The 23,800-nt window shown below is 38.4% G+C and carries 24 protein-coding genes; 13 read left to right on the forward strand and 11 right to left on the reverse strand.

The features are described from left to right. Window positions 1-10: 10 nt before the first annotated feature. Together ABMA79_RS01355 and ABMA79_RS01360 are read left to right on the forward strand one after the other, a co-directional pair. Window positions 11-3,166 carry an efflux RND transporter permease subunit gene (locus ABMA79_RS01355; RefSeq protein ID WP_393089609.1) on the forward strand — a complete coding sequence of 1,052 codons (3,156 nt, stop codon included), beginning with the start codon at window positions 11-13 and terminating at the stop codon, window positions 3,164-3,166. Continuing rightward, window positions 3,159-4,559, forward strand: coding sequence for an efflux transporter outer membrane subunit (locus ABMA79_RS01360; RefSeq protein ID WP_393089611.1), 1,401 nt, complete (start codon window positions 3,159-3,161; stop codon window positions 4,557-4,559). Before ABMA79_RS01355 ends, ABMA79_RS01360 begins: the two co-directional genes overlap by 8 nt. Here ABMA79_RS01360 and rlmN (ABMA79_RS01365) read toward each other — a convergent pair. Next, window positions 4,537-5,583: a 23S rRNA (adenine(2503)-C(2))-methyltransferase RlmN gene (gene rlmN / locus ABMA79_RS01365; protein ID WP_392911245.1), complete on the reverse strand. Its 1,047-nt coding sequence runs from the start codon at window positions 5,581-5,583 to the stop codon at window positions 4,537-4,539. The two genes, ABMA79_RS01360 and rlmN (ABMA79_RS01365), sit on opposite strands and share 23 nt — an antisense overlap. 51 nt (window positions 5,584-5,634) lie before the next feature. Here rlmN (ABMA79_RS01365) and ABMA79_RS01370 point away from each other — a divergent pair, with 51 nt between their 5' ends. Beyond that, the gene (locus tag ABMA79_RS01370; RefSeq protein WP_393089614.1) at window positions 5,635-6,408 is read left to right on the forward strand and encodes a dienelactone hydrolase family protein; all 774 of its coding nucleotides are present in this window, start codon (window positions 5,635-5,637) and stop codon (window positions 6,406-6,408) included. A gap of 49 nt (window positions 6,409-6,457) precedes the next feature. Here ABMA79_RS01370 and ABMA79_RS01375 read toward each other — a convergent pair whose 3' ends face one another. Continuing rightward, window positions 6,458-7,711, reverse strand: a complete 1,254-nt coding sequence (locus ABMA79_RS01375) for a hypothetical protein (RefSeq protein ID WP_393089616.1) — start codon at window positions 7,709-7,711, stop codon at window positions 6,458-6,460. A 122-nt stretch (window positions 7,712-7,833) separates the two neighbouring features. Between ABMA79_RS01375 and ABMA79_RS01380 the strand changes: the two genes are divergently transcribed. Beyond that, window positions 7,834-8,211, forward strand: a complete 378-nt coding sequence (locus ABMA79_RS01380) for a thiol-disulfide oxidoreductase DCC family protein (protein ID WP_393062056.1) — start codon at window positions 7,834-7,836, stop codon at window positions 8,209-8,211. Here ABMA79_RS01380 and rlmN (ABMA79_RS01385) read toward each other — a convergent pair. Further along, entirely contained in the window at window positions 8,206-9,243 is a 1,038-nt protein-coding gene (gene rlmN / locus ABMA79_RS01385; RefSeq protein ID WP_393090823.1) for a 23S rRNA (adenine(2503)-C(2))-methyltransferase RlmN, read from the reverse strand. The two genes, ABMA79_RS01380 and rlmN (ABMA79_RS01385), sit on opposite strands and share 6 nt — an antisense overlap. Beyond that, window positions 9,243-9,602, reverse strand: coding sequence for a hypothetical protein (locus tag ABMA79_RS01390; RefSeq protein ID WP_392857072.1), 360 nt, complete (start codon window positions 9,600-9,602; stop codon window positions 9,243-9,245). The genes rlmN (ABMA79_RS01385) and ABMA79_RS01390 overlap by 1 nt, the downstream gene beginning before the upstream one ends. Before the next feature lie 52 nt (window positions 9,603-9,654). Here ABMA79_RS01390 and ABMA79_RS01395 point away from each other — a divergent pair, with 52 nt between their 5' ends. The 3 genes from ABMA79_RS01395 (at window position 9,655) to ABMA79_RS01405 (ending at window position 12,668) form a co-directional block, all read left to right on the forward strand. Continuing rightward, window positions 9,655-10,527, forward strand: coding sequence for an RsmB/NOP family class I SAM-dependent RNA methyltransferase (locus tag ABMA79_RS01395; protein ID WP_393089618.1), 873 nt, complete (start codon window positions 9,655-9,657; stop codon window positions 10,525-10,527). 6 nt (window positions 10,528-10,533) lie between these two features. After that, the gene (locus ABMA79_RS01400) at window positions 10,534-10,911 is read left to right on the forward strand and encodes a Kazal-type serine protease inhibitor (RefSeq protein ID WP_392857068.1); all 378 of its coding nucleotides are present in this window, start codon (window positions 10,534-10,536) and stop codon (window positions 10,909-10,911) included. 167 nt (window positions 10,912-11,078) lie between these two features. After that, entirely contained in the window at window positions 11,079-12,668 is a 1,590-nt protein-coding gene (locus ABMA79_RS01405; protein ID WP_393089621.1) for a methyl-accepting chemotaxis protein, read from the forward strand. A gap of 18 nt (window positions 12,669-12,686) precedes the next feature. On the opposite strand, the gene ABMA79_RS01410 is transcribed toward ABMA79_RS01405, so the two are convergent. From ABMA79_RS01410 to ABMA79_RS01425, 4 genes are read right to left on the reverse strand one after another with little or no spacing between them, the layout of a single operon-like run. Further along, the gene (locus ABMA79_RS01410; RefSeq protein WP_393089624.1) at window positions 12,687-13,496 is read right to left on the reverse strand and encodes an ABC transporter permease; all 810 of its coding nucleotides are present in this window, start codon (window positions 13,494-13,496) and stop codon (window positions 12,687-12,689) included. After that, window positions 13,496-14,293: an ABC transporter permease gene (locus ABMA79_RS01415; RefSeq protein ID WP_392857063.1), complete on the reverse strand. Its 798-nt coding sequence runs from the start codon at window positions 14,291-14,293 to the stop codon at window positions 13,496-13,498. The genes ABMA79_RS01410 and ABMA79_RS01415 overlap by 1 nt, the downstream gene beginning before the upstream one ends. Further along, window positions 14,286-15,278 (reverse strand): ATP-binding cassette domain-containing protein, encoded by a 993-nt coding sequence (locus ABMA79_RS01420; RefSeq protein ID WP_393089627.1) that lies wholly within the window; start codon window positions 15,276-15,278, stop codon window positions 14,286-14,288. Before ABMA79_RS01420 ends, ABMA79_RS01415 begins: the two co-directional genes overlap by 8 nt. Before the next feature lie 7 nt (window positions 15,279-15,285). After that, window positions 15,286-15,807, reverse strand: coding sequence for a TrmH family RNA methyltransferase (locus ABMA79_RS01425; RefSeq protein ID WP_393089630.1), 522 nt, complete (start codon window positions 15,805-15,807; stop codon window positions 15,286-15,288). A gap of 37 nt (window positions 15,808-15,844) precedes the next feature. Here ABMA79_RS01425 and msrA point away from each other — a divergent pair, with 37 nt between their 5' ends. Then, complete coding sequence (gene msrA / locus ABMA79_RS01430; RefSeq protein ID WP_393089633.1) at window positions 15,845-16,324, forward strand: peptide-methionine (S)-S-oxide reductase MsrA; 480 nt, start codon at window positions 15,845-15,847, stop codon at window positions 16,322-16,324. Between the two features lie 237 nt (window positions 16,325-16,561). Continuing rightward, window positions 16,562-16,816 (forward strand): hypothetical protein, encoded by a 255-nt coding sequence (locus tag ABMA79_RS01435; RefSeq protein ID WP_393089636.1) that lies wholly within the window; start codon window positions 16,562-16,564, stop codon window positions 16,814-16,816. 13 nt (window positions 16,817-16,829) lie between these two features. On the opposite strand, the gene ABMA79_RS01440 is transcribed toward ABMA79_RS01435, so the two are convergent. Beyond that, window positions 16,830-17,786, reverse strand: a complete 957-nt coding sequence (locus tag ABMA79_RS01440) for a DMT family transporter (protein ID WP_393089639.1) — start codon at window positions 17,784-17,786, stop codon at window positions 16,830-16,832. 254 nt (window positions 17,787-18,040) lie between these two features. Here ABMA79_RS01440 and ABMA79_RS01445 point away from each other — a divergent pair, with 254 nt between their 5' ends. Beyond that, window positions 18,041-18,295, forward strand: a complete 255-nt coding sequence (locus ABMA79_RS01445; protein WP_392857047.1) for a hypothetical protein — start codon at window positions 18,041-18,043, stop codon at window positions 18,293-18,295. 32 nt (window positions 18,296-18,327) lie between these two features. Here ABMA79_RS01445 and ABMA79_RS01450 read toward each other — a convergent pair whose 3' ends face one another. Further along, window positions 18,328-20,331 (reverse strand): urocanate hydratase, encoded by a 2,004-nt coding sequence (locus ABMA79_RS01450; RefSeq protein WP_393089642.1) that lies wholly within the window; start codon window positions 20,329-20,331, stop codon window positions 18,328-18,330. A gap of 163 nt (window positions 20,332-20,494) precedes the next feature. On the opposite strand from ABMA79_RS01450, the gene ABMA79_RS01455 reads away from it, so the two are divergent. After that, window positions 20,495-20,968, forward strand: coding sequence for a CarD family transcriptional regulator (locus ABMA79_RS01455; protein WP_392857043.1), 474 nt, complete (start codon window positions 20,495-20,497; stop codon window positions 20,966-20,968). Window positions 20,969-20,973: 5 nt separating this feature from the next. Here the strand turns inward: ABMA79_RS01455 and ABMA79_RS01460 are convergent, their stop codons facing one another. Further along, window positions 20,974-21,855 carry a trypsin-like serine peptidase gene (locus ABMA79_RS01460; protein WP_393056506.1) on the reverse strand — a complete coding sequence of 294 codons (882 nt, stop codon included), beginning with the start codon at window positions 21,853-21,855 and terminating at the stop codon, window positions 20,974-20,976. Window positions 21,856-22,045: 190 nt separating this feature from the next. Between ABMA79_RS01460 and ABMA79_RS01465 the strand changes: the two genes are divergently transcribed. Together ABMA79_RS01465 and ABMA79_RS01470 are read left to right on the forward strand one after the other, a co-directional pair. Next, a complete protein-coding gene (locus tag ABMA79_RS01465; protein ID WP_393089645.1) occupies window positions 22,046-23,335 on the forward strand; it encodes a hypothetical protein in 1,290 nt (429 codons plus the stop codon). Further along, a complete protein-coding gene (locus tag ABMA79_RS01470; RefSeq protein ID WP_393089648.1) occupies window positions 23,328-23,798 on the forward strand; it encodes a hypothetical protein in 471 nt (156 codons plus the stop codon). The genes ABMA79_RS01465 and ABMA79_RS01470 overlap by 8 nt, the downstream gene beginning before the upstream one ends. Window positions 23,799-23,800: the final 2 nt, after the last annotated feature.

The following is a 23,800-nucleotide window of genomic DNA, read 5'->3' on the forward strand; positions in this document are numbered from 1 at the left end:
GACAGACCTTATGAATCATAATGATGATAAAAAGCATATCTTCTTTGTTAGGCGACCAATTTTTGCATTTGTCATCTCTCTCTTTACCCTCATTCTTGGTGGAATCTCTATTCTTGACTTGGCCACTGAACAATATCCCAATATCACACCTCCTGTGGTCTCTGTCACGACGGCCTACACTGGTGCAAATGCAATGAATATGGAAAGTTCTGTTGCTTCGCCATTAGAACAGGAAATTAACGGTGTTGATAATATGCTTTATATGAAATCCACTAATGCAAATGATGGAACGATTAATATTTCAACATCATTTGAAGTTGGATCTGATCCAGATATGAATACAGTCTTTACCCAAAATCGGGTTGCTTCTGCTACGGCCAAACTTCCTGAAGAAGTAAAGAGGCTAGGGGTGAATACTAGAAAGTCTCTACCAACGATGCTCATGTTTATCACGCTTACAAGTGAGAATAATCGTTATTCCCGAGAGTTTCTTTCAAATTATGGAATTCTCAACATCAAAGATGTCTTAGCAAGGCTTAAGGGAATCGGTAGAGTTGATATGCTCGGCTCCAGTGATTATTCAATGCGATTTTGGATAAGACCTGAATTACTTGCAAAGTACGGCCTTACTGTTCCAGAGATTTTAAATGCTGTTAGAGAGCAAAATGTGATTGTTCCCGGAGGAAAATTTGGTGCTGAGCCAGCTCCGAAAGGAACCGACTTTACCTATAGTGTAAAGATGCAAGATCGATTACAGACCCCAGAAGAGTTTGGAGAAATTGTTGTTCGCACAAATGAGAATGGATCACAGGTTTTTTTAAGTGATGTGGCCCGTATTGAATTGGGGGTCGAAAATTATGAAGCATTCGCTCGTGTCAATGCTGACCCATCTGCTCTTGTGGCAATTTATCAGGCCCCTGGCGCCAATGGTGTTGAATTAGCTAACGACGTGAAAAAGACGATTCATGAATTAAGTAAGAAGTTTCCTCCAGGGATGTCTTATCAAGTTTCATATGATTCAACTCTACCAATTACGGCGGGTATTAAAGAAATTGTTATTACTTTAGTTGTCGCTCTTCTTCTTGTTATCTTTGTCGTCTTTATTTTTATTCAAGACTGGCGTGCATCCTTGATCCCGACGATTGCGATACCGATATCTCTTATAGGGGCCTTTATCTTCTTCCCTTTTTTAGGGTTTTCAATAAATACTTTGTCACTATTGGGCCTGGTTTTGGCCATTGGAATTGTTGTCGATGACGCTATTGTTGTGGTTGAAGCTGTACAAGTAAATATTGAAAATGGAATGGACGTTAAGACGGCAACGACTGAGGCCATAAGAAAAGTAACTGGTGCGGTTATTGCCACAACCCTTGTTCTTGTGGCCGTCTTTGTTCCTGTTGCTGGAATGGCCGGTATTACTGGATTATTATATCAGCAATTTGCAATCACAATCGCTGTCTCTGTTTGTATTTCCTCTGTTAATGCCTTGACTTTGTCACCTGCTCTTTGTGTTCTTTTATTAAAAGAGAAAAAGGAGTACTCAGGTATTCTGGGTGGTTTCTTTCATCTTTTTAATAAGGCATTTGATCGCTCTTCAAAAAGTTATATGAACTTAACTGAAGTCTTTGCACGAAGAACAAAGAGGGGATTCTTATCTATCTTGATTCTTACTGGCTGTATCGCAGTTATTGGGAAGTACCTACCGGCGGGCTTTATTCCAGTTGAAGATATGGGCTACTACTTTATTAATGTCCAACTTCCAGAGGCGTCCTCGCTGCAAAGAACCGATGCAGTGGTTTCAAAAGTTGAAGACACTTTGATGAAATTTGAAGAAATCCAATTTGTGACCTCTGTTGTGGGTTTCTCTATTTTATCTGGTGCAAAGTCAACTAATTCAGCTTTTGTTATTGCCCAACTAAAAGACTGGAGTGAGCGAAGCGTGGATCTTAATATGGCCGTTAGAAAAGCAAATGGAGTCTTCTTTACAAAGTTTCCACAAGCTCAAATCTTTGCCCTTAGTCCTCCTGCTATTCCTGGCCTTGGTAATGGTTCGGGTTTCACCTTCATGCTTCAAGACCGCTTAGGGACATCTGTTGAAAAGTTATATTCAAATGCCCAAAAGCTTATTGCCGCCGCTAATAAGAGACCAGAATTATCACAGGTCTTTACGACATTTAAGGCATCTGTTCCACAGAAATTAATTGAAATTAATCGTGAAAAGGCACTGAAAATGGGGATTCGCTTAAATGATATCTATGTGACTCTTTCGGCCTTTCTAGGTGGCTCTTATGTTAATGACTTCAATCGATTTGGTAAATTGTATAAGGCCTATATCCAGGCCGAGCCACAATATCGTCTCGATGGATCAAAACTTTCAACTTTCTATGTCGTCAATAGGAGTGGAGACAAAATCCCTCTCTCTTCAATCGTGACAGTTAAAGAAAGCAGTGGCCCAGATTATATCACTCGCTACAATTTATACCGCTCGATCGAAATCACTGGTAGTCCTGCTGCTGGTTACTCTTCGGCCCAAGCTCTTAAGGTTATGGAGGAAGTTGCACGCCAAACACTAGATGAAGGGATGGGCTATGAGTGGTCAAATATGTCCTTTCAAGAAAAGAGATCACAAGGCTCAGGTGCAATTGTATTTGTTTTTGCTCTGATTTTTGTCTACCTCATTTTGTCTGCCCAATATGAAAGCTGGTCTCTACCTCTTAGTATTCTACTAGGCACACCTTTTGCGATTTTTGGAGCAATGCTCTTTGTTTATCTGGCCCGTCTTTTTAGCAATACCTACGAAAATAATGTCTTTATGCAAGTATCCCTCGTTATGCTTATAGCAATGGCCGCAAAGAATGCAATTCTCATTGTTGAATTTGCTAATATCAATTTTAGAGAAGAAGGGATGAGCTTATTTGATTCAGCAATGGATTCGGCCAAACAGCGTTTAAGGCCAATTCTTATGACGGCCGTCTCTTTCATCTTAGGGGTTCTACCTCTGGTCTTTGCTACCGGGACAGGTTCGGAATCTCGAAAAGTAATGGGAATGTCTCTGTTAGGAGGTATGACTATTGCTACTGTTATTGGAATCTTCCTCTATCCCATGCTCTTCGTCTTTATTGGCAAGTTATTTGGTTATGAGAAGAAGGAGAAGGATAGTGAATAGAATATCTCTTTCTTTATTCTTACTAGTTTTATTTGGTTGCGCTGTTGGCCCTGAGTATAAACGTCCTGATATGCCTGCTCCCTCTAAGTATCGCTATGACAATAACAAGAAAGATATTCAAATGAATGAACAGTGGTGGGAGGTCTTTAATGATAAACAATTGTCAAAATTAGTCGCTATTGGATTAAAGCAAAATTTAGATATTAAGATTGCATTGGCCAGAATAGAAGAAGCGGCAGCTTTTTATGGATTTAAAAAGAAGGATTTATATCCTTTATTCAATTATCAAGGCAATTTCCAAAAGGGCAATTATTCTCAAGGTGCAGTATTTCCAGACTCTGTTGAGTCATCATTTCTTACTGCTTCCGTTCAGTGGGAAATCGATTTTTGGGGAAAGCTTAGAAATGCTAACGAAGCGGCCCGTGGCCAGCTACTTTCCACTACGTATGCTTATGACTCAGTTCGACTACAAGTAAGTGCTGCAATTGCTACAGCATACTTTCAATTATTAAAGAATAAGGTTTCTTTAAAAATTGCTAAGGCAACAGTCGAAACAAGGGAGGAGTCCTATCGAATTGTTAAGGCACGATTCTCCAATGGAACTGTTTCTAAATTTGACTTAAATCAGGCCCAGGCACAATTATCTTTTGCAAAAGCATCAGTCCCTCGATTTGAAAGGGCGATTTTTGCCAGTGAAAATCTTATTCGTATTCTACTAGGCCATAATCCAGGTAAGCTTAAGATAAAAGTAACCGAAGACATAACACAGGCGATGATGGTTCCTGATATTCCTATCGGAATACCTTCTGATGTTCTTAGAAGAAGGCCAGATGTTGCCCAGGCCGAAGCAAGTCTTAGGTCCCAAAATGCAGAGGTAGGAGTGGCCGAGGCCAATCTCTTTCCAACCATTAGCTTAACAGGTGTTGCTGGAAATTCAGATAGTAGCTTTAATCCTTTTAGTGGTGAATTTATATGGAACCTAGGAGCGAATTTAGTTGGGCCTCTGTTTCAGTGGGGACGAAATCTTGATTTGATTGATGTGGAAAAGGCACAGTACAAACAATTACTCTATTCTTATAAACAAATAGTTCTTGGAGCATTTCGAGATGTCGAAGATTCTCTCGTTGCAGTTAATACGATTAATCGAGAATCCATTAACTTTAGAGAGCAAGTGTTGGCCCTTAGGGAAGCTAAGAAGATTTCTTTAAATCGTTATAATAATGGTGTGACTAGCTTCTTAGAGGTACTTGATAGTGAAAGGGCACTTTTTGAAAGTGAACTTAATTATATAAGTATTAAGCAAGATAACCTCATCGCTTACGTAAATCTCTATAAGGCACTCGGGGGAGGCTGGGAGCTTAAAGAAGAAACTACTTCTGAGAAGGCAAATTAAGTTTTTCGTATTGTGTTTTTAATTGGCCACAAGCAGCTAAGATATCATCACCTTTTGTCTCTCTAACGGTACAAGTAAGTCCTGCTGCTTGTAGAGATCTTTGAAACCATTCAATATGTTCATCGCTTGGGCGCTTAAACTTACTTTCAGGATATTCATTAAAAGGAATAATATTAATCTTTGATTCCTTCTTAGGAAGGTTTTCAATAAGCCCATCAATATCTTCTTGAGTATCATTAAGGTCTTTTATTAAGAGATACTCATACATAATTCGTCGAGAATTCTTAACTGGAATTGATCTTAGGGCCTCAAGAAGGTCATCAACTTGGTAGCGCTTATTAATTGGCATCAGCTCCGAGCGTAGATTATTTCTAATAGCATGAAGAGAGATGGCCACATTGACGTCAGGTAACTCTTCCCATTGCTTGATCTTTGGGACAAGTCCTGAAGTGGAAATCGTAACCTTGTGCTTACTAAGAGCGATTCCAAGTGGGTCTGTTAAAAGGTAGCAGGCCTTCTTAACATTTTCAAAGTTATGAAGGGGTTCACCTTGACCCATAAAGACGATATTTGAAATCTGATACTTCGGATCGACATTCTCTTGCATCCACTTAGAGACAGTTAGGTACTGTCCGACGATTTCTGATGTTTGTAGGTGTCTTGTTAGTCCCTGTGTGGCCGTATGACAAAAAGTACAACCAATGGCACAGCCGACTTGTGAGGAAATACACAGAGTCGATCTTAGGCGCTTATCATTCTCACTTTCAATAAGTACCGCCTCAATTGAGTTCTTATCATCTAAACCAAGGAGAAATTTTCGCGTACCATCTTTGGAAAGTCCCTGCCAAAGAATCTTAAGTAGCGATAAGTCATATTCCTTTGCCTTTTCTCTGACAACACGTGGGGCATTCTCCCAAGTGTCAGGATTAAAATTTAACTTTTTATAGACCCACTTTCCCATGATTTTTGCTTCATCATATGGGAAACTTTCTAAAGTTAAATTATATAGGCTTGTTTTTGTCATAATGCATAATTATCTGATTGCGTTGTGGCAGTCAATATTTTAGGAGGAAAAATGAGAATTTTACTGCCAATTTTGATGGTGATGGGCTTTGCAAGCTGTTCATCTGTGACAACGAAGGATGTTGACTACAAAGTAGGGGATAAGAGTTATCGAGGCTATATGGCCCTTACTGGCGACGAGGATAATAAGAAGCCAGGCGTTGTCGTTGTTCACGAATGGTGGGGACATAATGATTATGCGAGAAAGCGTGCAGACCAGCTTGCAGCTCTTGGCTACAATGCTATTGCCCTTGATATGTATGGAGATGGAAAGACGGCAAACCACCCAAAAGATGCTATGAAATTTTCATCTGAGGCCTTTAAGAACCCAACACTTCTTAAAGCAAAATTCAATAAGGCCGTGGAGCTTTTAAAAGAACAGCCAAGTGTTGATGCTGAACGCATTGGTGCTATTGGATATTGCTTTGGAGGGGCCGTTGTTCTTTTTAATGCAACTCAAGGAGCTGACCTAAAAGGAGTGGTTTCATTTCACGGGTCTTTATCAGGTATAAAACAAGTGACGAAGAACTCAAAAGCAAAGCTTTTAGTCATTAATGGTGCCGATGATCCACTTGTAACAAAAGATGATATTACTAATTTTAAGAAGGTCATTAGAAGATCACAACTACCAATGAGATTTGTGAATCTACCTGGTGCAACTCATGCCTTCACAAATCCAAAGGCGACTGAGAATGGAAAGAAATTCAATCTTCCATTGGCCTATAATGAAAAGGCAGATAAAGAGTCTTGGGATTTAATGAGAGAGTTTCTACAGAATACACTTTAAATAAAAAAGGCCGCTCATTGAGCGGCCTTTATATATTTTTTTTTACTACTTATTCACAAGCTGGAACTTCTACCCAAAATCTATCTGCATGGTATCCATCTAGCGTATAATCTTCAAAGCTAAACTGTCTTGTAAGCTTCTCATCAACTTTGATTGTTTTCCAATTTGTTGTCACAGCGTTGTCACAATCAAGAGCGACATTTGCAAGATCAAGAGTTGAAAGAAATTTGTTCTTAAGTGGTAAGTTTACCTTACAAGCTTGGAAACTTCCTTTTTCTCCTTCTGTAGCACAAGTCGTTGCTTTTTCAGTTGCTAGAACCATTAGATTTGAATCTTTTCTAAAGATTGTAATATCTTGAGTAACAGTATCAAAAGCAGTCCCATTATTAACAAGGGTACTTTTTAGAGTATTTTTTAAGCTGCTAATTTTATCCCCAAGTTTATGTAGATCACATGCCGCTGGAGTTTCTGCATAGAACTTAGTCTGACATGCAAAATTTTCTGCAAGTGCAACTCCATCTCTGTCACTTACTTTTGTTCCAAAGTCTGCATCACCTTCAATTTTACCGTGAAGCATACCTGCTACTTTTCCATCAACTAGGACAGGAGAACCTGTTGAGTTCCAGTCGATAGCACAGTTTGAAAGAACAAAGTTCTTTGAATCTTTTGATCCGTTAATTGTTGTTAGTAGTGAATCTTTTAGACCGTTACACTTCTTCTTTGCTCTTGTGTACTTACCTTCAGAAACAGCGTAGTTAACTTCAAATCCTCTTTTGAAACTTGTGAGTTCAAAAATCTTATTTTCGCCACCGAAGTTGATACCTTGGTTAGTTGTTTCAAGGAATCCAACTTTTGATTTCTGCTTTGTCGAAACAAGAACGATTTCTGAATATTTTTGGTTTTCAATTGAAGAACAAGTATATGTAAAGCCTTTAAGGTCTTTGAAAGCAATTTCTGAACAAGCTGAATCTAACCAATCTGAGTATGATTGATCTTTTTGTCTACTTGGAAGACATTTCTTAGCTGTTGCAATTAGGTTATCGCCAACAAAGAAGGCCGCACATGTTTGAAGCTTTCCACGATTAAGTTTACCCATCATTAACACTTGGTCGATACAACCATCTTTTGAGAAGCGGTCACATACGAAATTAGCTCCTGCAACTTCTGATGCAACAGCGTCACCTTTTAGCCCTTGGCTATTAATAGTTGGTCCCTTGTCCTCATAAATACTTGAACGGTTCCCACATGAAGTTAGGTTTAAAAGGGTAATGGCACTAACACCAAGAAGTAGAATTTTCTTCATAGATTGCTCTCTCGATAATAGGGTAAAAGTTGGCAAAATCTAGCATAATAAATATGAACAATGTAGTTCTAACTCAGCAAATATAATTTTTACAATTTCCCAGATGGTGTAGAATGGAGAGTATGAATATTATCTTTATCGACGGTAAGTGCTTAATATGTAATGGCCTCGTCAAGATTATTTATCGAATCGATCGCAAGAAGAAGGTTAAATTCTGTCATCTACAGGACCCAAAAGCGCTGGATTATCTTCAACAAGATTTTGTTAAGAATCTCTCAACAGTGGTTTTCTATCAAAATGGTGAGATTTCAACGAAGTCAGATGCGGCCATTGCGGTGATGGTGGAGTTAGGTCATTGCTATTTTAAAGTCTTTAAAATAATACCTAGGCCACTAAGAAATTGGCTCTATGAAGTCGTTGCAGAAAATCGTTACCGACTTGGTAAGGAGTTAGAGACTTGTCCGATACCTGATAAGGATTTAGCAAGTCGCTTTCTATGAATCTTGTGATGTTAACTGGCCACAGGCCGCTAGAATATCATCGCCCTTGGTTGTGCGAATCATGGCGTGAAAGCCAAGTTCGATGAGGCCCTTCTTAAACTCTTCGACGGCCGCCATCTCTGGTCTCTTATAAGGAGCGCCTGGAAATTCATTAAAAGGAATGAGATTAAAAATAACGGGCATTCCTTTTAATAGTCGACCAATCTCTTCCACATGTTTTCTTGTATGATTTAAGTCGCGAATAATTAAGTATTCAAAAGTTAGAAACTGGCGCTTCATTAATTTGATCGTCTTAAGCTCATCAATTAACTCTGCAATAGGGTAGGCTTTGTTGAGTGGAATGAGCTCATTTCTTTCTTCATTAAATGGAGAGTGAAAGCTGAGGGCAAAGTTTACATTCCCTAGTTCACTGAATCTTTTGATACCTGGTAAATATCCGGCCGTTGATAGTGTGATCTGTCTTGGGCCTAATCCCATGCCTTCTTTTGTTTTTAGAACTTCAATGGCATCCGCTACATTATCAATATTATGTAGTGGCTCACCTTGTCCCATGAAGACAATATTAGGAGCCGCCTGATGGCCTTCAAACTTCTCTTTGATATAGGCATAGGCTTGCATATACTGCAGAATAATTTCTTTCTTCTCTAGCGAACGTGTTAACCCCTGCGTTCCTGTAAAACAGAATGAGCACTTCATGGCACATCCAACTTGAGAGGATAGGCATAGGGTATATTTCTTTTGAAAGGGAACACATACTGTTTCCACTGTTCGTCCATCGCTTAGTTTGAATAAAAGCTTAACAGTCTTGTCATCAACTGATTCTTGGATCTTGGCAATTTCAAGAAAATCAAAACAGTACTTTTCTTCTAAGAGAGAGTAGAGCTTTTGAGGTAGGCCAGTAATTTCCTTAAAGGATACTGCCCCATGCTTATAAACTTGGGTATAGATTGTCTGAGCATGGACTCTTGTAAATCCATGCCCAGTGATAAAGTCTTCAAGACTTGAAAGTGGGGTAGAAAAGAATGATTCTATTAGATCATCCCCATTTTCTTTGCTTGCTCCATCATTTGGTCACGCTGCTCTGGAGACATATTCTGTACCATCTCTTGCATCTTCTGTAGCTCCTCTGGAGACATTTGAGACATCATCTCTTGTGCCTTAGCATACATATCTTGCTGGTTTTCAAATTTTTGCATTGTAAAAACGATCTTTTCTGGACCAATTTCACTGTCGATCATTTTCTTTTCTCTTAATTCTTCGAGAACTTTATTAAGGCTTAGGCCTTTATTATCTGCAACTTCATACATCTTTTCAGTAGGAAGAGATACTTTCTTTTCTGGGAAGCCATTGGCACTTAAATTCTTGATAATTTGATCAATAAATTTTTCCATTTCAACATCCTTTTCTTTGCTCGATTAGGTCATATTTAGTAACATGATGCGCATGAAAAACCAAGCTGCAGCAACGAAAGGCCCTGAGGGCTTTGAATATTTTTACTCACAAATGTGGGGGGCCCGATGGAATTCCCTAAAAGATTCTTTTACTAAAAAAGAAGAGAAGGCCTATCGTCGAAATAAGTGGTTTTCAGGAGAATTTATTGATTCTGATGAGCTAATTCCTGGGGTGTATGCCAAGGGAGAGGTAACGGAATCTAAAGATCTAAAGTCTCACTATGTGATGGATGCTGCCAGTGTTATCGTTGCTCGTAATCTCAAACCAACCCCTGGGGCCAAGGTTCTCGACATGTGTGCGGCACCTGGCGGTAAGAGCTTAGTGCTATTTGAGGAGATGGAGGGTAAGGGGCACCTTGTTCTAAATGAGCTCTCACGTAATCGTAAAGAGCGTCTACGTCGAGTGGTATCAGAGTATGTCCCACAAGAGATGAGAGATATCATTGATATCCGCGGTTTTGATGGGAGTAAATACGGGCTTAACTTAAAAGATGAGTTTGACTTCGTTCTTCTCGATGCTCCTTGCTCTGGAGAGCGCCATACGCTAAACGATCAAAAATATCTTAATATGTGGTCAAAGAAGAGAACGCGAAATCTTGCTGGCCTTCAATACTCTCTACTTTGTTCGGCCCTTCTAACACTGAAAAGTGGCGGCGAAGTTCTCTACTCAACATGTTCTATTTCTAGTCTTGAAAATGATGAAGTGATCGCTAAGGTCCTGAAAAAGAAAGGCGATCAAGTTGAGCTTGTTCATGACCTCGATACTTTCGGTTTTGGGGAAAAAACTGAATATGGTACAATATTTCTACCTGATAAAGAGGGATCAGTTGGTCCTCTCTATATGTGTAAACTTCGAAAAAAGTAGGTCGGTATGAAATTTCTTTTGGCTTTAATTCTAACTATAAATAGTTATGCATTTAAATGTACAAAAGAATATCGTCCAGTTTGTGCTAACGGAAAAACCTATTCAAATCGTTGCATGGCCCAAGTGGTAGATGCCACTGACATTAAGGATGGCCCTTGTTCTAATGATAAGAATACGTCTGCAAATAAAAAACACTTAAGGCCACAAGGAACTTCTCCGATGAAGCCTCATCGTCCGCAGGTAAAAGCTCCGTGTATTTGTCCCATGATTTGGATGCCTGTGTGTGGAGTGGATGGGAAGACCTATGGTAGCGCTTGTAATGCAAACTGTGAAAAAGTGCAAATAAAGCACCAGGGTGCATGCGAGAAGATTGAAACACACTAATTTTACTTTTTAGTTTTTTAAATTTTTTTCAACTTTTTTTCAATGTAAGCTGTGAATTTTCAACAGGTCCAATTCTATTTATTTTCACTTTGTATAGGTTTAGTTTAAAGACTGAACTTTAATTGAAAATGTCTTTGTACGATACTTCAGTGTGTTCTGGAGGATTAATGAAAAATAAGAATTTTAAAGTTAAATTGATTTTATTATGTTTCTTTTTGTCGGTCGTCAGTATTGTTATCAGTACTGTTTCTTACTTTGGTGTAAGTGACTTAAGCGAGCAATCAAATTTCTTTAGCGAAAATATTATCCCACGTAGTTCTCTACTTAGCGAGATGGATGTTAGCTATCAGAAAACGCGAATTCAAGTGAGAACCCTAGGGCTTGAGGACTTAGATAGTAAGAATCGAAATAATGCGATTTCTAATACGATAAAGATGATTGATAATTATGAGTTAGCTGCAAATAAGTTACGTAATATAATCACTGATGCTGAAGAACAAAAAATATTTAATGAGCTTCAAGTACAGTGGAGTGACTTTAAAAAAGTTGGTGCTAGAGCACTTGAACTTGCAAAAATTAATAATCCTACAGCGAGAGCTGAACTCCTAGAAATTTTCTTGGTTCATTGTCCAGAGGCCGCTGAAAATTACCAAAGAGTTTTAGATAAATACAATACTCGCTTATCAAAAGAAGTTATTTCTTCGGCATCAGTCGTTAGTGCAACAGCACGTAGTTTACAAATTACTCTCGTGGTTGTTTCATTTATAGGAATTATCCTAGGCTTCTCTATTGGAGTGGCGTACGCATCAAATATTTCACAAAAAATTAAAGCTACAGTTTCTGCTCTTACTAATACATCTCGTTCACTAACGAAGAGTGCAAAAAGTATTGCTTCGACTTCTAACGAACTCTCTCTTTCAAGTGAGAGACAAGATTCATCACTGCAAGAGTCATCAAGTTCACTTGAAGAAATTAGTTCAATGGTAAGAATGACAGCTGATAATGCACAAAAATCTAATAACCTTGCGCAAGAGAGTTTAGGTAAGGCCGCCGTTGGGAAGAAGATTGTAAAGAAAATGATTCATTCAATGAATGGAATCGACAGCGATATTGATGTTATGGTGGGGGAGTTCTCTGATAATAACAAGAAGATGCTTCACATCGTAGAGCTAATCAATCGTATTGAGGAGAGGACTCAAGTTATTAACGATATTGTTTTCCAAACAAAGCTGCTTTCATTTAATGCATCAGTTGAGGCAGCAAGGGCCGGTGAAGCAGGTAAGGGCTTTGCTGTTGTTGCCGAAGAAGTTGGAAAACTAGCACAGATGAGTGGTAATGCTTCTGTCGAAATTTCAGATATGGTTAGTACAAGTGTTAATGAGGTTAACTCAATTGTAGAAGAGTCAAATATGAAGCTATCAGACCTCGTTCAAAAGGTTAGAGATAGTGTGACATCTGGATCTGAAGTGGCAAATGAATGTGGGCAAATACTTGAAGAGATCGTTGTTAGTGTGGAGAATGTGACTAACTCAATTACTGAAATTTCATCTGCAACTTTTGAGCAATCAAAGGGGATTACCGAACTTCAAGGCTCAATTTCAAGCATTGATGTATCTTCAAAGTCCAATACAGGAATTGCCAAGGGAGCATCAAATATTGCAGATCAATTATTGAATGAAGTTAGCTTCGTCAATCGCTCAATTGGTGAGATCGAGCTTGTTTTCTTAGGTGAAGAAGAAAGAAAACAAGCAGCTTAAGTTGAGGCTACGAAGAGGCTACGAAGACGCCGAGTCATAGACTTGTAGTCCTCGCTCCCAAAGTTTTAATAAAATAACCCAGAATACACCAGTGGCAACTACCATGAGAAGAAGGTAGTGCCACTTGTTCATATCTAATAAGAAATGAATCGGTGCCGAACCTACTAGTAGTATTGGAACGAGCGTCGAAAACACTCTCTTTGTCGCTGCCCCATAAATAAGATCAGGCCAGCGCGAAAGTTGCTGCATCTGCATTCTAAAGAAGTTAATCCCGACACCTTCAACTAACCAAAACATAGCACAGCTAATAACAAACTCCACGACAGCAAGTAGTGCTAGTGAAAGTGTTAGAAGCAGAGGAATGAGGGCCCATTGTAATATGTTAAATCCATTAAGATTTGCGTAGTAACTAAATACCGCTATTGCTGGAATTAGTGTTGGAATTGATGATGGTCTAATATTGCGAAAGAAGACACTAAAGATTGAGCTAAGAGGCCTTAGAATTGTGTAGTCTAATTGCCCAGACTTGAGATCATCACTGAAGCGCCAAAAATTTTGACTTAAGATGATCATGTGAAAACCATCAACAAGTAAGACATAAGATAGAAATAGCATGAATTGGTTTCGATTCCAGCCCATAACCATATCCACGTGATCAAAGATAAAATCAACAGTAAAGTAAGCTGAACCAAAGAACATTAGATCCATCATAACCATGAGGACAAAACTTGTGCGAAAGCTCATGGCCACGGCCGTACTTGTTGAAATAAATTTCTTATATACTGATAGGTAGTGTTTAACTTCTGAACTAAAAGAACCAAATCTCATTACATCCCCGCCGCTGTATAAAGTTTTATCCCACGTTTCCACGTTAGTGCGCTAATGAGACTAACAAGAATTAGCCATGGAGATAAGACACTAAAGAATGTTGCATAACTTACGGCCTCTCCCATAAAGACTTTAATTGGATAGTAAGTTAAATAAGGAAATGGTGTATACATTAGGATTTCCCTAAAGAAGTCCGGATATAGTTCTAGGGGAATAATTGCACCCGAAAGAAATACTGTAATCATCTGAAGCATTACTCGTAAGATCCAAGTCTCTTCTAACCAAAAGGCCATAACACCCGTTAAGTATTGTAGAGAAAACCAGAAGAGGCTAACAAAGAGACAAACACCAACACCGTTTAGTAACGTAGGGAAGTCGACACTTGGTAAAATACCAATTACTGAAAAAAAGAATATCGCAAAGCCTGTTACAAAGAGTTGAATAACTTGGAAGCCAATAAATGAGGCCGTGTGAAATTCCCAAAAGTTAAACGGATAGATGAGATAAGTTGAAATTCTTCCCATCCTAATATCAAGGGCCAAGTTAAGTGCAGTGTGACCTTGGGCAAGTTGTGACACGACAAAGGCCCAAACATGGTATGTAAGCATCGCCTTAAGTGTATAGCCTTTAATTGTACCACTTCCTGTACTTTCAAAAATGGCCGTCCACAAGTTGTACTTAATAAAAAGAAAGACTAGCGCTGGTCCAATAATTTGAAGGAAGAAGTTTAAACGGTAGGCCGTGTACTTTACAATGGAGATCTTAATGGTTTGCCACCATTTGATAAGATTAGACATTACTTAGAATCTCCGGGTTCTCCATAATCTTCTTCATCACTTTCTCTATTGGAAGTTTTTCTGTATGAAAATCAATAACTGGGTACTTTGACAAGATGGCCGCAGAGATTTCAGAGAGTTCTTCTTTATCAACTCTTAGCTCAACACTTGATCCATTATCTAGAAAATCACAATCAAGTTTTGACCAAAAATCTTCTTTGGTATCAATTGCTTTATCAAAACTGAAGTAGACTGACTTCTTATCTCCAAGGATTTTCTCGAGATTTTGAAGTGGCCCATCATATGCTTTTTGTCCTTTTGAAACTAGAACAAGGTCCTTACAAAGGGCCTGAACGTCGGCCATATAGTGAGATGTAAGGATGATCGAGAGGTCATTTTTAGCGTGATACTCTTTTAGGAAGTTTCTCATATTCTCTTGTGCCACTAGATCAAGTCCGATTGTAGGCTCATCTAAGAAGAGAACTTCTGGTTCGTGTAAGAGTGAGGCCATAAGTTCTAGCTTCATTCTTTCACCAAGAGAAAGTTTTCTAACATGGATATGAAATAGCTCTGTGACATCGAGAAGCTCTCCCATATAACCAAGTTTCTTCTTGAATTGGTCATCTGGAATTTCATAATATTTTTGGAGTAGCTGAAATGAGTCCATTGCTGGGATGTCCCACCACAGCTGTGACTTTTGTCCCATAACAAGAGCGATCTTCTTTCTAAACTCTTTGTCACGTTGCCAAGGCTTGTATCCTGCAATTGTGACCTCTCCACTTGAAGGAACAATAATTCCTGTCAGCATCTTCATGAGTGTCGTTTTTCCTGCTCCGTTTGGACCTAGTAAACCTTTGATTTCACCTTTTTCGACCTTAAAGCTAAAGTCGTTTACGGCATACTTCGTAATGGGATTGCGATTAAAGAAAGACTTGATACTTCCTTTGAATCCTTCTTCTTTCTTATAACTTGTAAATTTCTTTGTGAGGTTATTTGTTTCAATCATTTTGATCTTACTCGCTAGCGTGTTGGTTAGTGTACTCGTACATGACAATACTTGCCGCAATAGAAACGTTTAACGATTCTGTCATTCCGTATTGCTTAATCTTAAGTCTTTCGATCCCTGGCATTTCTTTAAGGGGACCAAATTCTTCATGGCCAAAAATAAAGGCCGACTTCTTAGGAAGCTCACTCTTATTCAGATAAGTTTGTGCATTAGAGTCCAGAGTTAGGGGAGTGTAGCCAAGTTCACTTATTCGCTCAATCGACTCTTCGATATTATCGTAGAAGAAAGTCTTAACTCTTTTAAGAGCTCCTTTTGCAATTGTGACATCAAAGAACTTCGTCCCAACAATATGGACTTCGTGAACACTGTAGATTTCACATGACCTCAAGATCTTCCCAATATTAAAGCCACCCTTAAGATGATCTAAAATAATGATGATTTCATGTTGCCCATGAACGGCTTTTTCTTTAGCTATTTCTAGCTCTTTTTCAAATTTCTTTTCTAAGAATTTTCTTGTTTTCTTGCTCATATGTCGGTTAAATTACGAAATAAATCGGAGGTTTGCAATGAACAATATTGAAGTCGCAGTATTTGGAGCAGGGTGTTTTTGGGGTGTTGAAGAAACCTTTAGAAAGCTTGCGGGAGTTGTTGAAACCGAGGTTGGCTATGCTGGTGGAAATAGTGATCATACGACTTACGAAGAGGTCTGTACTGATACGACTGGTCACGCTGAAGTAGTTAAAATTACTTACGACCCATCAATAATTAAATTTGAAAACCTATTGGATATCTTCTTTAATAACCACAATCCGACTACCCTTAATCGTCAGGGAGTTGATGTCGGTTCTCAATACAGAAGTGTGATCTTCTATAGTAACGAAGTGCAAAAGGAAGCTGGAGCAAAGGCCATAGAAGAGCTTGAAGAAAGTGGTTGCTTTAAAAATCCTATCGTGACTAAACTCGAATTGTTGAATAATTACATCAAGGCCGAAGAGTATCATCAGAAGTACTTGAAAAAGAAGGGACTTACGAGTTGCTCGCTATAAATTCACATGAATTTATAACTCCATGTTTTTATTGAGAGTGACATAGGAAGATGGCACTTTGAAATTACTCTAATCAATAAAATAGCTATGACTTATCTCATTGTTCACAGTTTAACTATTTGTAATTAGATTAAATTAATTTTCTCGTCAGATTTGAACAAAACCTTAGCATAATAGCTAAATAGCCAAAGCGGTTCCAGAGGGTTGCCAATTGGTTAAATGACGAGGAGAACATAAATGAATATTGAGAACTTTAGAGAGACTTTTATTGCCCATGCAAGAGATGAGATTAAATCAATCGTTTCTCAATCAAAAATTAAAGGTGAGTTTGACTGCAGTGTCTTTAATGAGAAATTACCAATCATTTGGTCAGAAGCTCAAATCAATGGCCTTACCGAAGATGAGTTCGCAACTATTGTTGAAGAAGTTATCCCAACTCAAATCGATAATGTTATCTTTCCATTCACAAACGATATACCACTAGCGGCCTAGCGCTGTTTATAAATTATGCTCGGGTATCGTTGACAACAGACGATGCCCCGGTATTTTCTATTAATTCACCATCTTCGCTTTCATCTTTTTTGATATTAGTAAATCTTGGAACAAGTGCTACTGAAATAACAATGACGACTGAACCAGCAATTGCTGTCGGGTCTAGCGTCTCTCCAAATAAGATATAGCCAAATAATGCAGCAAAGATTGATTCACTTAAGAAGACTAGTCCTACAATATGGGCCGGAATACTTCTTTGTGCCGTAATCTGAAGAGAGAAGGCAATTAGTGATGAGAAAATTGATAGTATTAAAAATCCCCACAGTGGAGAAGGGAAGTTTAGGGGTGAGTTCGTATAGAGAACCGCTAAGCTCGTTGGCCCTTCATAGAGTAGTGCAAAAACTAGTCCCATGATTCCCATAAAAATACATTGGAGAAAGTTAAAGCGAACGGCTTCGACATCATTGGCATAACGATCAGTTGCAATGATATGGAGAGAGAAGAAGACTGCTGAAGCAATAACAAAGATATCTCCCATATTAAAATTACTGAAATCCATCCCATTCATCATCATGATTCCAAGCATTGATGTTGAAAGCAGAAACCAGAATGTTTTGCGAACTCTTTGTCCTAGAAATATCACAGAGATTATTGGAGTAATAATAGCGTAGAAGACAGTGAAGAAGCCGGCCTTGGCCATTGTTGTCATGGCGATACCGACAGTTTGAAGCTGCAGGGCCATCATTAGAAGTGCTGAGCAAATTAGCCCACCTAGAACTTCATTCTTTTTTCCGGCAAGTTTCTTAAAGTCATTTCTAAAAAAAAGAATTAGAAAAGCGAATGAACCAGCGAAGATATAGCGTAGCGAGTTTGACCACACTGGAGAATAGTCTGTAAGTGTAAATCGAGTTCCGGCAAAGCCGAGCCCCCAGATTGCACAAGCAATACTTAATAAGATGATACCTTTCATGGCGACAATATAATTCGCTTTTAAAAAGAAAACAACGAAGAGTTTAGACAAATGGACAAGTTCATTAGTTTTTATTTATTGCCAAGGAAAGCTGACAAAAAATAACCATATCCTCATGTATTTTTATTCAGATGAATAAAAACAAGTCATTGAATTTATTGAATTGCATGAATTAATTCTTAAAATTTCAAAATTGCTGCAAAATGAATGAGTAGAAATAAAGTACACGTACTTATTTTACGGGGGACGTTCGAATGCAAAAAGATAATTTTAAACAAACTTTTTTAAATGAAACAAGAAATGAGGTTCAGGGAATTTACTTAGAAACAACAACTGACGGAGATTTTAATTCAGACCTTTTTTCTGAAAAACTAACGCCAATTTGGACAGCGGCTTCATTAAATGGCCTAGACGAATTTGAATTTATATCCTTGGTCGAGGATATTATTAATAAAGATGCCCAGGAAATTTACTACCCCTTTAGTTTAAATTACAAAGCTGCGGCATAAAATAAAGCTCCCATAGTGGGAGCTTTTTTTTCTTATAGTAAAGAGTCATCAACTAAATTTGGAAGCGTTACTTTTAAAAGAGGCTCTTTTTCCATCGCTCTCTTAATTGCAAAAGTTGCACCTTCATTACGGGCCCAACTTCGACGATTAATTCCATTATTTACATCCCAAAAAAGCATCGACTTGATACGACGATCACAGTCTTCACTTCCATCGAGAACCATTCCGAAACCACCGTTCATAACTTCACCCCATCCGACACCACCGCCGTTGTGAAGTGAAATCCAAGTTGCTCCTCTAAATGAGTCGCCAACAAAGTTTTGGACGGCCATATCTGCAGTAAAGCGTGAGCCGTCATAAATATTTGAAGTCTCTCTAAATGGAGAGTCTGTTCCTGATACATCGTGGTGGTCACGTCCTAGAACAACTGGTGCTTTAAGCTTTCCTTCGCGAAGGGCCTTGTTAAATGCGAGAGCGATTTCAATTCTTCCATCACTATCTGCATAAAGGATGCGGGCCTTTGATCCAACGACGAGATCATTTTCTTTAGCACCCTTAATCCAAGTGATATTATCTTGCATTTGCTGCGTGATCTCACTTGGAGACTCTTGCATTAGCTTCTCTAAAACTTCAGTTGCTAGTTTGTCAGTTAGATCAAGATCCTCTTGTGTGCTTGAAGTACAAACCCATCTAAAAGGTCCAAATCCATAATCAAAGCACATTGGGCCCATAATATCTTGAACATATGAAGGATACTTGAAGTCTTCAGTCGATCCTTCCTTCATGATATCGGCACCAGCGCGAGATGCTTCTAATAAGAACGCATTTCCATAATCAAAGAAGTACATCCCTTTGTCGGCAAGTTTATTAACCGCATTCACGTGTCTTACTAAACTCTTTTGAACTTCAACTTTAAATTGTTCTGGGTTATTTGCCATCATCTCATTTGATTCTTCAAATGATAGGCCCGCAGGGTAGTAGCCTCCGGCCCATGGGTTGTGAAGAGATGTTTGGTCAGAACCAATATCAATATAAATATCGCTTTCAGCGATCTTTTCCCAAAGGTTAATTATATTTCCTTGGTAGGCAAGTGAAACAGCTTCTTTATTATCTTGTGCTTTCTTAATTCTTGCCATCAGCTCATCAAGGTCAGTGAAAACTTCATCAACCCATCCTTGCTCATGTCTAGTCTTAACAGCTTTTGGATTTACTTCTGCAACAACACCAATACAACCTGCAATAACTGCGGCCTTTGGTTGTGCTCCAGACATTCCACCAAGTCCAGCTGTCACAAAAACTTTTCCAGCAGTTTCCGTAACCGCTTCTGTTGAAATTTTTCTTAGAGCATTTAGAACTGTAATTGTTGTTCCGTGAACAATTCCTTGTGGCCCAATATACATAAATGAACCTGCAGTCATTTGTCCGTATTGAGTCACTCCAAGGGCATTGAATTTTTCCCAGTCATCTGGTTTCGAATAATTTGGAATCATCATTCCATTTGTGACAACAACTCTTGGGGCATCTTTATGAGATGGAAATAATCCCGCAGGGTGACCAGAGTAGAGAACTAGTGTTTGCTCATCAGTCATCGTCGCAAGGTATTGCATTGTTAAAAGGTATTGTGCCCAGTTTTGAAAAACGGCACCATTTCCACCATAAGTAATTAACTCATGAGGGTGTTGTGCAACAGCGTAGTCTAGGTTATTTGAAAGCATGAGCATGATTGCAGCAGCTTGCTTGGACTTATGTGGATACTCTTCAATTGAGCGAGCATGAATTTTATAATCAGGGCGGTAGCGGTACATATAGATGCGTCCGTACTTTTCTAATTCCTCTTTAAATTCCGCAAGTAATTCAGCATGCTGTTCACTTGGGAAGTAGCGAAGTGCATTTCTTAGTGCTAGCTTTTCTTCTTCTTGAGATAGAATTTGTTTACGTTTTGGAGCGTGGTTAATATCCTCTTCATATTTCTTATAATTTGGTAAAGTCTTAGGAATACCCTCTAATATAGCTTCTTTAAAACTATCCGTACTCATTCTTAAATCCCCTTAAAATAAAGTATATTAGAAGACATATATCACTTTTGGGATGAAGTAAAAAGGATTGAGCGTCAATTGACGCTACCTATTAACGAATAGATTGCCTTCGAGAAATTCTAATTCACTTGTGTTATAATACTTATCTAACGAAAGGGGATTTATGCCAAAATTAGAAATAGGACAAGAGGTAGTATCGATTAACTTTGGAGTTGGCGTAATTACTGAAATAAAAGATATGAGTGGAGCGGAGTTCTACATTATTGAATCTTCCCAAGGACGCTCAACAACGATGATTCCAACAGTGAAGGAAGACGCGTTTAGACCTTTAAGTAGTCCTACTGAATTAGAAGAAACTCTTGATAAACTTTCTCAAAATAGTGAGATTAGGCAATTCGATTCTAAAAAAGATCGTATTAATTTCTTTAAATCAAATATTCAAAAACAAGATATCGATACGTTCGTTGATAATATTCAGCAGTTACTTCAAATTACGGACAAAGGTTCGGCCGAGTCAAAGTACTTAGAAATGCTATTAGAAAATTTATCTGTGGAAGTTGGTGCAGTCTTTAATGAAGATATCAACCAAGCAAAAGAACGTGTGAACTCTTGCTTGGATGGTAAGTTTAGTTTTTAGATTTTTTAGTCTTTAAGGAATAGAATTCTTGTAATTCTAAACACATCTTCGCCACCGCAACCATTCATGTTACAGTGATTTGCTTCGTAGCAATCTTTTCTTGGATTGTATCTGTAGTCTTGGTCACCACGAACAAGGATACCTTCAACTAGTCCTGTTTCTTCGTTGAAAACAGCTGAACCAGAGTTTCCTGAGAAAGTATCTAGATTTGTTGAAAAGCTGTTCCAGTCTTTTTTACGTACATATGCATCTGTTGCTACTTTCGATGGAAGCCCTGATGGGTGTCCGATAACAAAGATCTTTTCACCTTTTTTAATATCTCCACCATGAACATCACCTTCTTTACGATACTCAAGTGGCTTGCGATCAGTTACTTCACGATTAAGTTCGATGATTGCAAAGTCTTCACCGTCTGGCTTTACACGCTCTAGACGTTGAGCAACAATTCGACGACAGCTATAAACATTCTTTTCATGAATTGTTCTAGCATCATCCTTTGGTGACTTCTTAGCGTAGTCAAATACCCAGTAGTTATCGTAACAGTCAGACTTTGAAGTCATACAGTGACCAGCCGTTATAACATATTGTCTATTATCTTTTTCAACTAGAAATCCTGAACAGTCAGCAACATCAACTTGCTTATTAAATCTCTCTCCCTGACATAATTCAATTTTTGAATCTGCTGCAAGGTAAGTATTTTTAGTGTTCTTTTTAAGTTTTGATTTTGGGATCATTGCTAAAGTAGATCTTTGTGCATCTAATTTATTTTGATCAGTTACTTCGAATTGGTCCAGACGATTATCTTCACCATAAACAACTTTATCAATGGCCATCGATGAAAGGTTAACAGTAAAAACAACAGCTAGCAGGGCAAGAGAAAAGTTCATTTATTTATCCTTATTTTGTGAGTGGCGCATTAAAACAATGAGGCGTTGAAAAGTACAGAAAAGGGCCTTCAATAAAAAATTACAAATCCTTACATCCTATGTAAAATATTTACGTTGAGTTATAAGTGTTGATAATCACATCTAAAGTTATCTGTGGCCAAATCCGATAAGTCCTTAAGATGAGAGACTTATGAAGAAAAATACAATTTTAACTTTTATATTCTTGGCCGCGTTAAATACGTCTTGTCAGCTAACCAGTGGCGACTTTTTAAGTGGAAAGGCCCAGAGTCAAGCAAAGAGAGTTTCACGTGAAAGCGATATTCTCGATGTGGTTGATGATGTTGTGCGTGAAGAAGAGGGCCAAGGTGTCAATGAAGACCTGCGTGACCTAACTGACAACTATTCAAACTTCCCAACATCATACGATATTACAGATTATATAAATGGTAATGTCGCGGCGATGGGGACACAGTGTGCGATGACCGATCAAGAGCGTGAATGGTCATTTGTTAAAAATGTAGGTACTGGCTCTTTTGGTGCTCGTAAGGTTTTGGCCACGATTTATCAGTCGTGTCGGCCAATTAATACAATCATTAATTCAGATACTCCAAGTTTAAGTGGAGTCTCAACTCAAGAAGCAACATTCAGTAATGGTACAGACTTTAAGCAAAGAGTTGTGCATGATCGTGTTGCAATGGTGAGATCTCATGAGGTTTTACGAAAGCTTGATCAAGATCCTGATTATCCTGGTGAGGGATGTATGGATGCAACCAAGGTTCCACCTGTTTATGGTTATGGCTCACGTAAAGGACTTCGTAGTAAGGAGATCAATCTATTTACTCGTGGGCAAGGTGTTTCAAAAGAAGGTGCAAGAGCAGCGGGTATTGATTGTTCTGAGTTTATTTCTGCCGCCTATGCAGCAGAGGGATTAAAATTTACAACTAATGATCGAGACTATCGTTCACTAACGACGACTTCGCTTCACGATACTGTAAAAAGTAAGAACTCATGTATTAAGCCAGTGAAGTTTAATTTACCTTATTCACTTCATTCAGGTGATATCATTAATGTAAAAGGAAGCCATGTTGTGATGGTTGATACTATTGGAGAAGATCCTCTAGCGATTAGAAGATTTTCTGAACTTGGCCGTTGTGATGATATTACAATTAGTGATTTTAATTTTACTTATATTCATAGTGGTGCTCTTAAGAATTATGGCCCTGCCAGAGTTGATGCAAAAACTCACGCAAAGAATCGTTCAACGATGTTTTCTACTTTAAGAGCAAAAGCAGTTGCTTCGTGTAAAGCAATCATTGCTAAGCAAGAGCATTCAAGTGAAATGATGTCGGGACGATTCAGTATTTTAAGACATGATTCTTCAAACTCTAAGTGTTGGTATGAAGAGCCAGCAAAGCTTAAGGGCGAGAGTTGTATCAATCAATGTCTTCAAGAAGAAGTAAGAGGAGCAAAGAATGTATAAACTATTAATTGCTACTATTATATTTTCTCAATTTAGCTACGCTAAAGAAATTTGTCCTTTCAATAAAGATGTTAAAAAAGTAGCTGCTCAATTGGCCGAAATTGAAATGAGTGGCATTAGACTCATTAGCGGTGCAAAGGATGAATGCTTAAAAGAAAAATATCAAAAGTATTATCGTTTCAATAAAGATCCTGATTATGATGCTCCAAAGTCGTTGCAATATATTGCAGCTTCAGAGAAATCGATTAAGATTTCAGAAGTGAAGCTTATTGATAAAGATGTCCATACATACGAAGCAAAGTACACAGTAAATGTAGAAGATTTAAAAGGAAAGAAGAGTGTTGTAAAAGATAGCCTTCGCTTCTATATCAATGTCTCAAAAAGGGCCCAGCAAGGGGATGGCTGTGCTTCTGTTATTGAGCCGCCAAAGAAATTAGTCTTATTAAAGACGTGTAAGAAATAAAA

Origin of the sequence: Halobacteriovorax sp. HFRX-2_2, assembly GCF_043196705.1 — a bacterium.
Taxonomy (GTDB): Bacteria; Bdellovibrionota; Bacteriovoracia; order Bacteriovoracales; family Bacteriovoracaceae; genus Halobacteriovorax_A.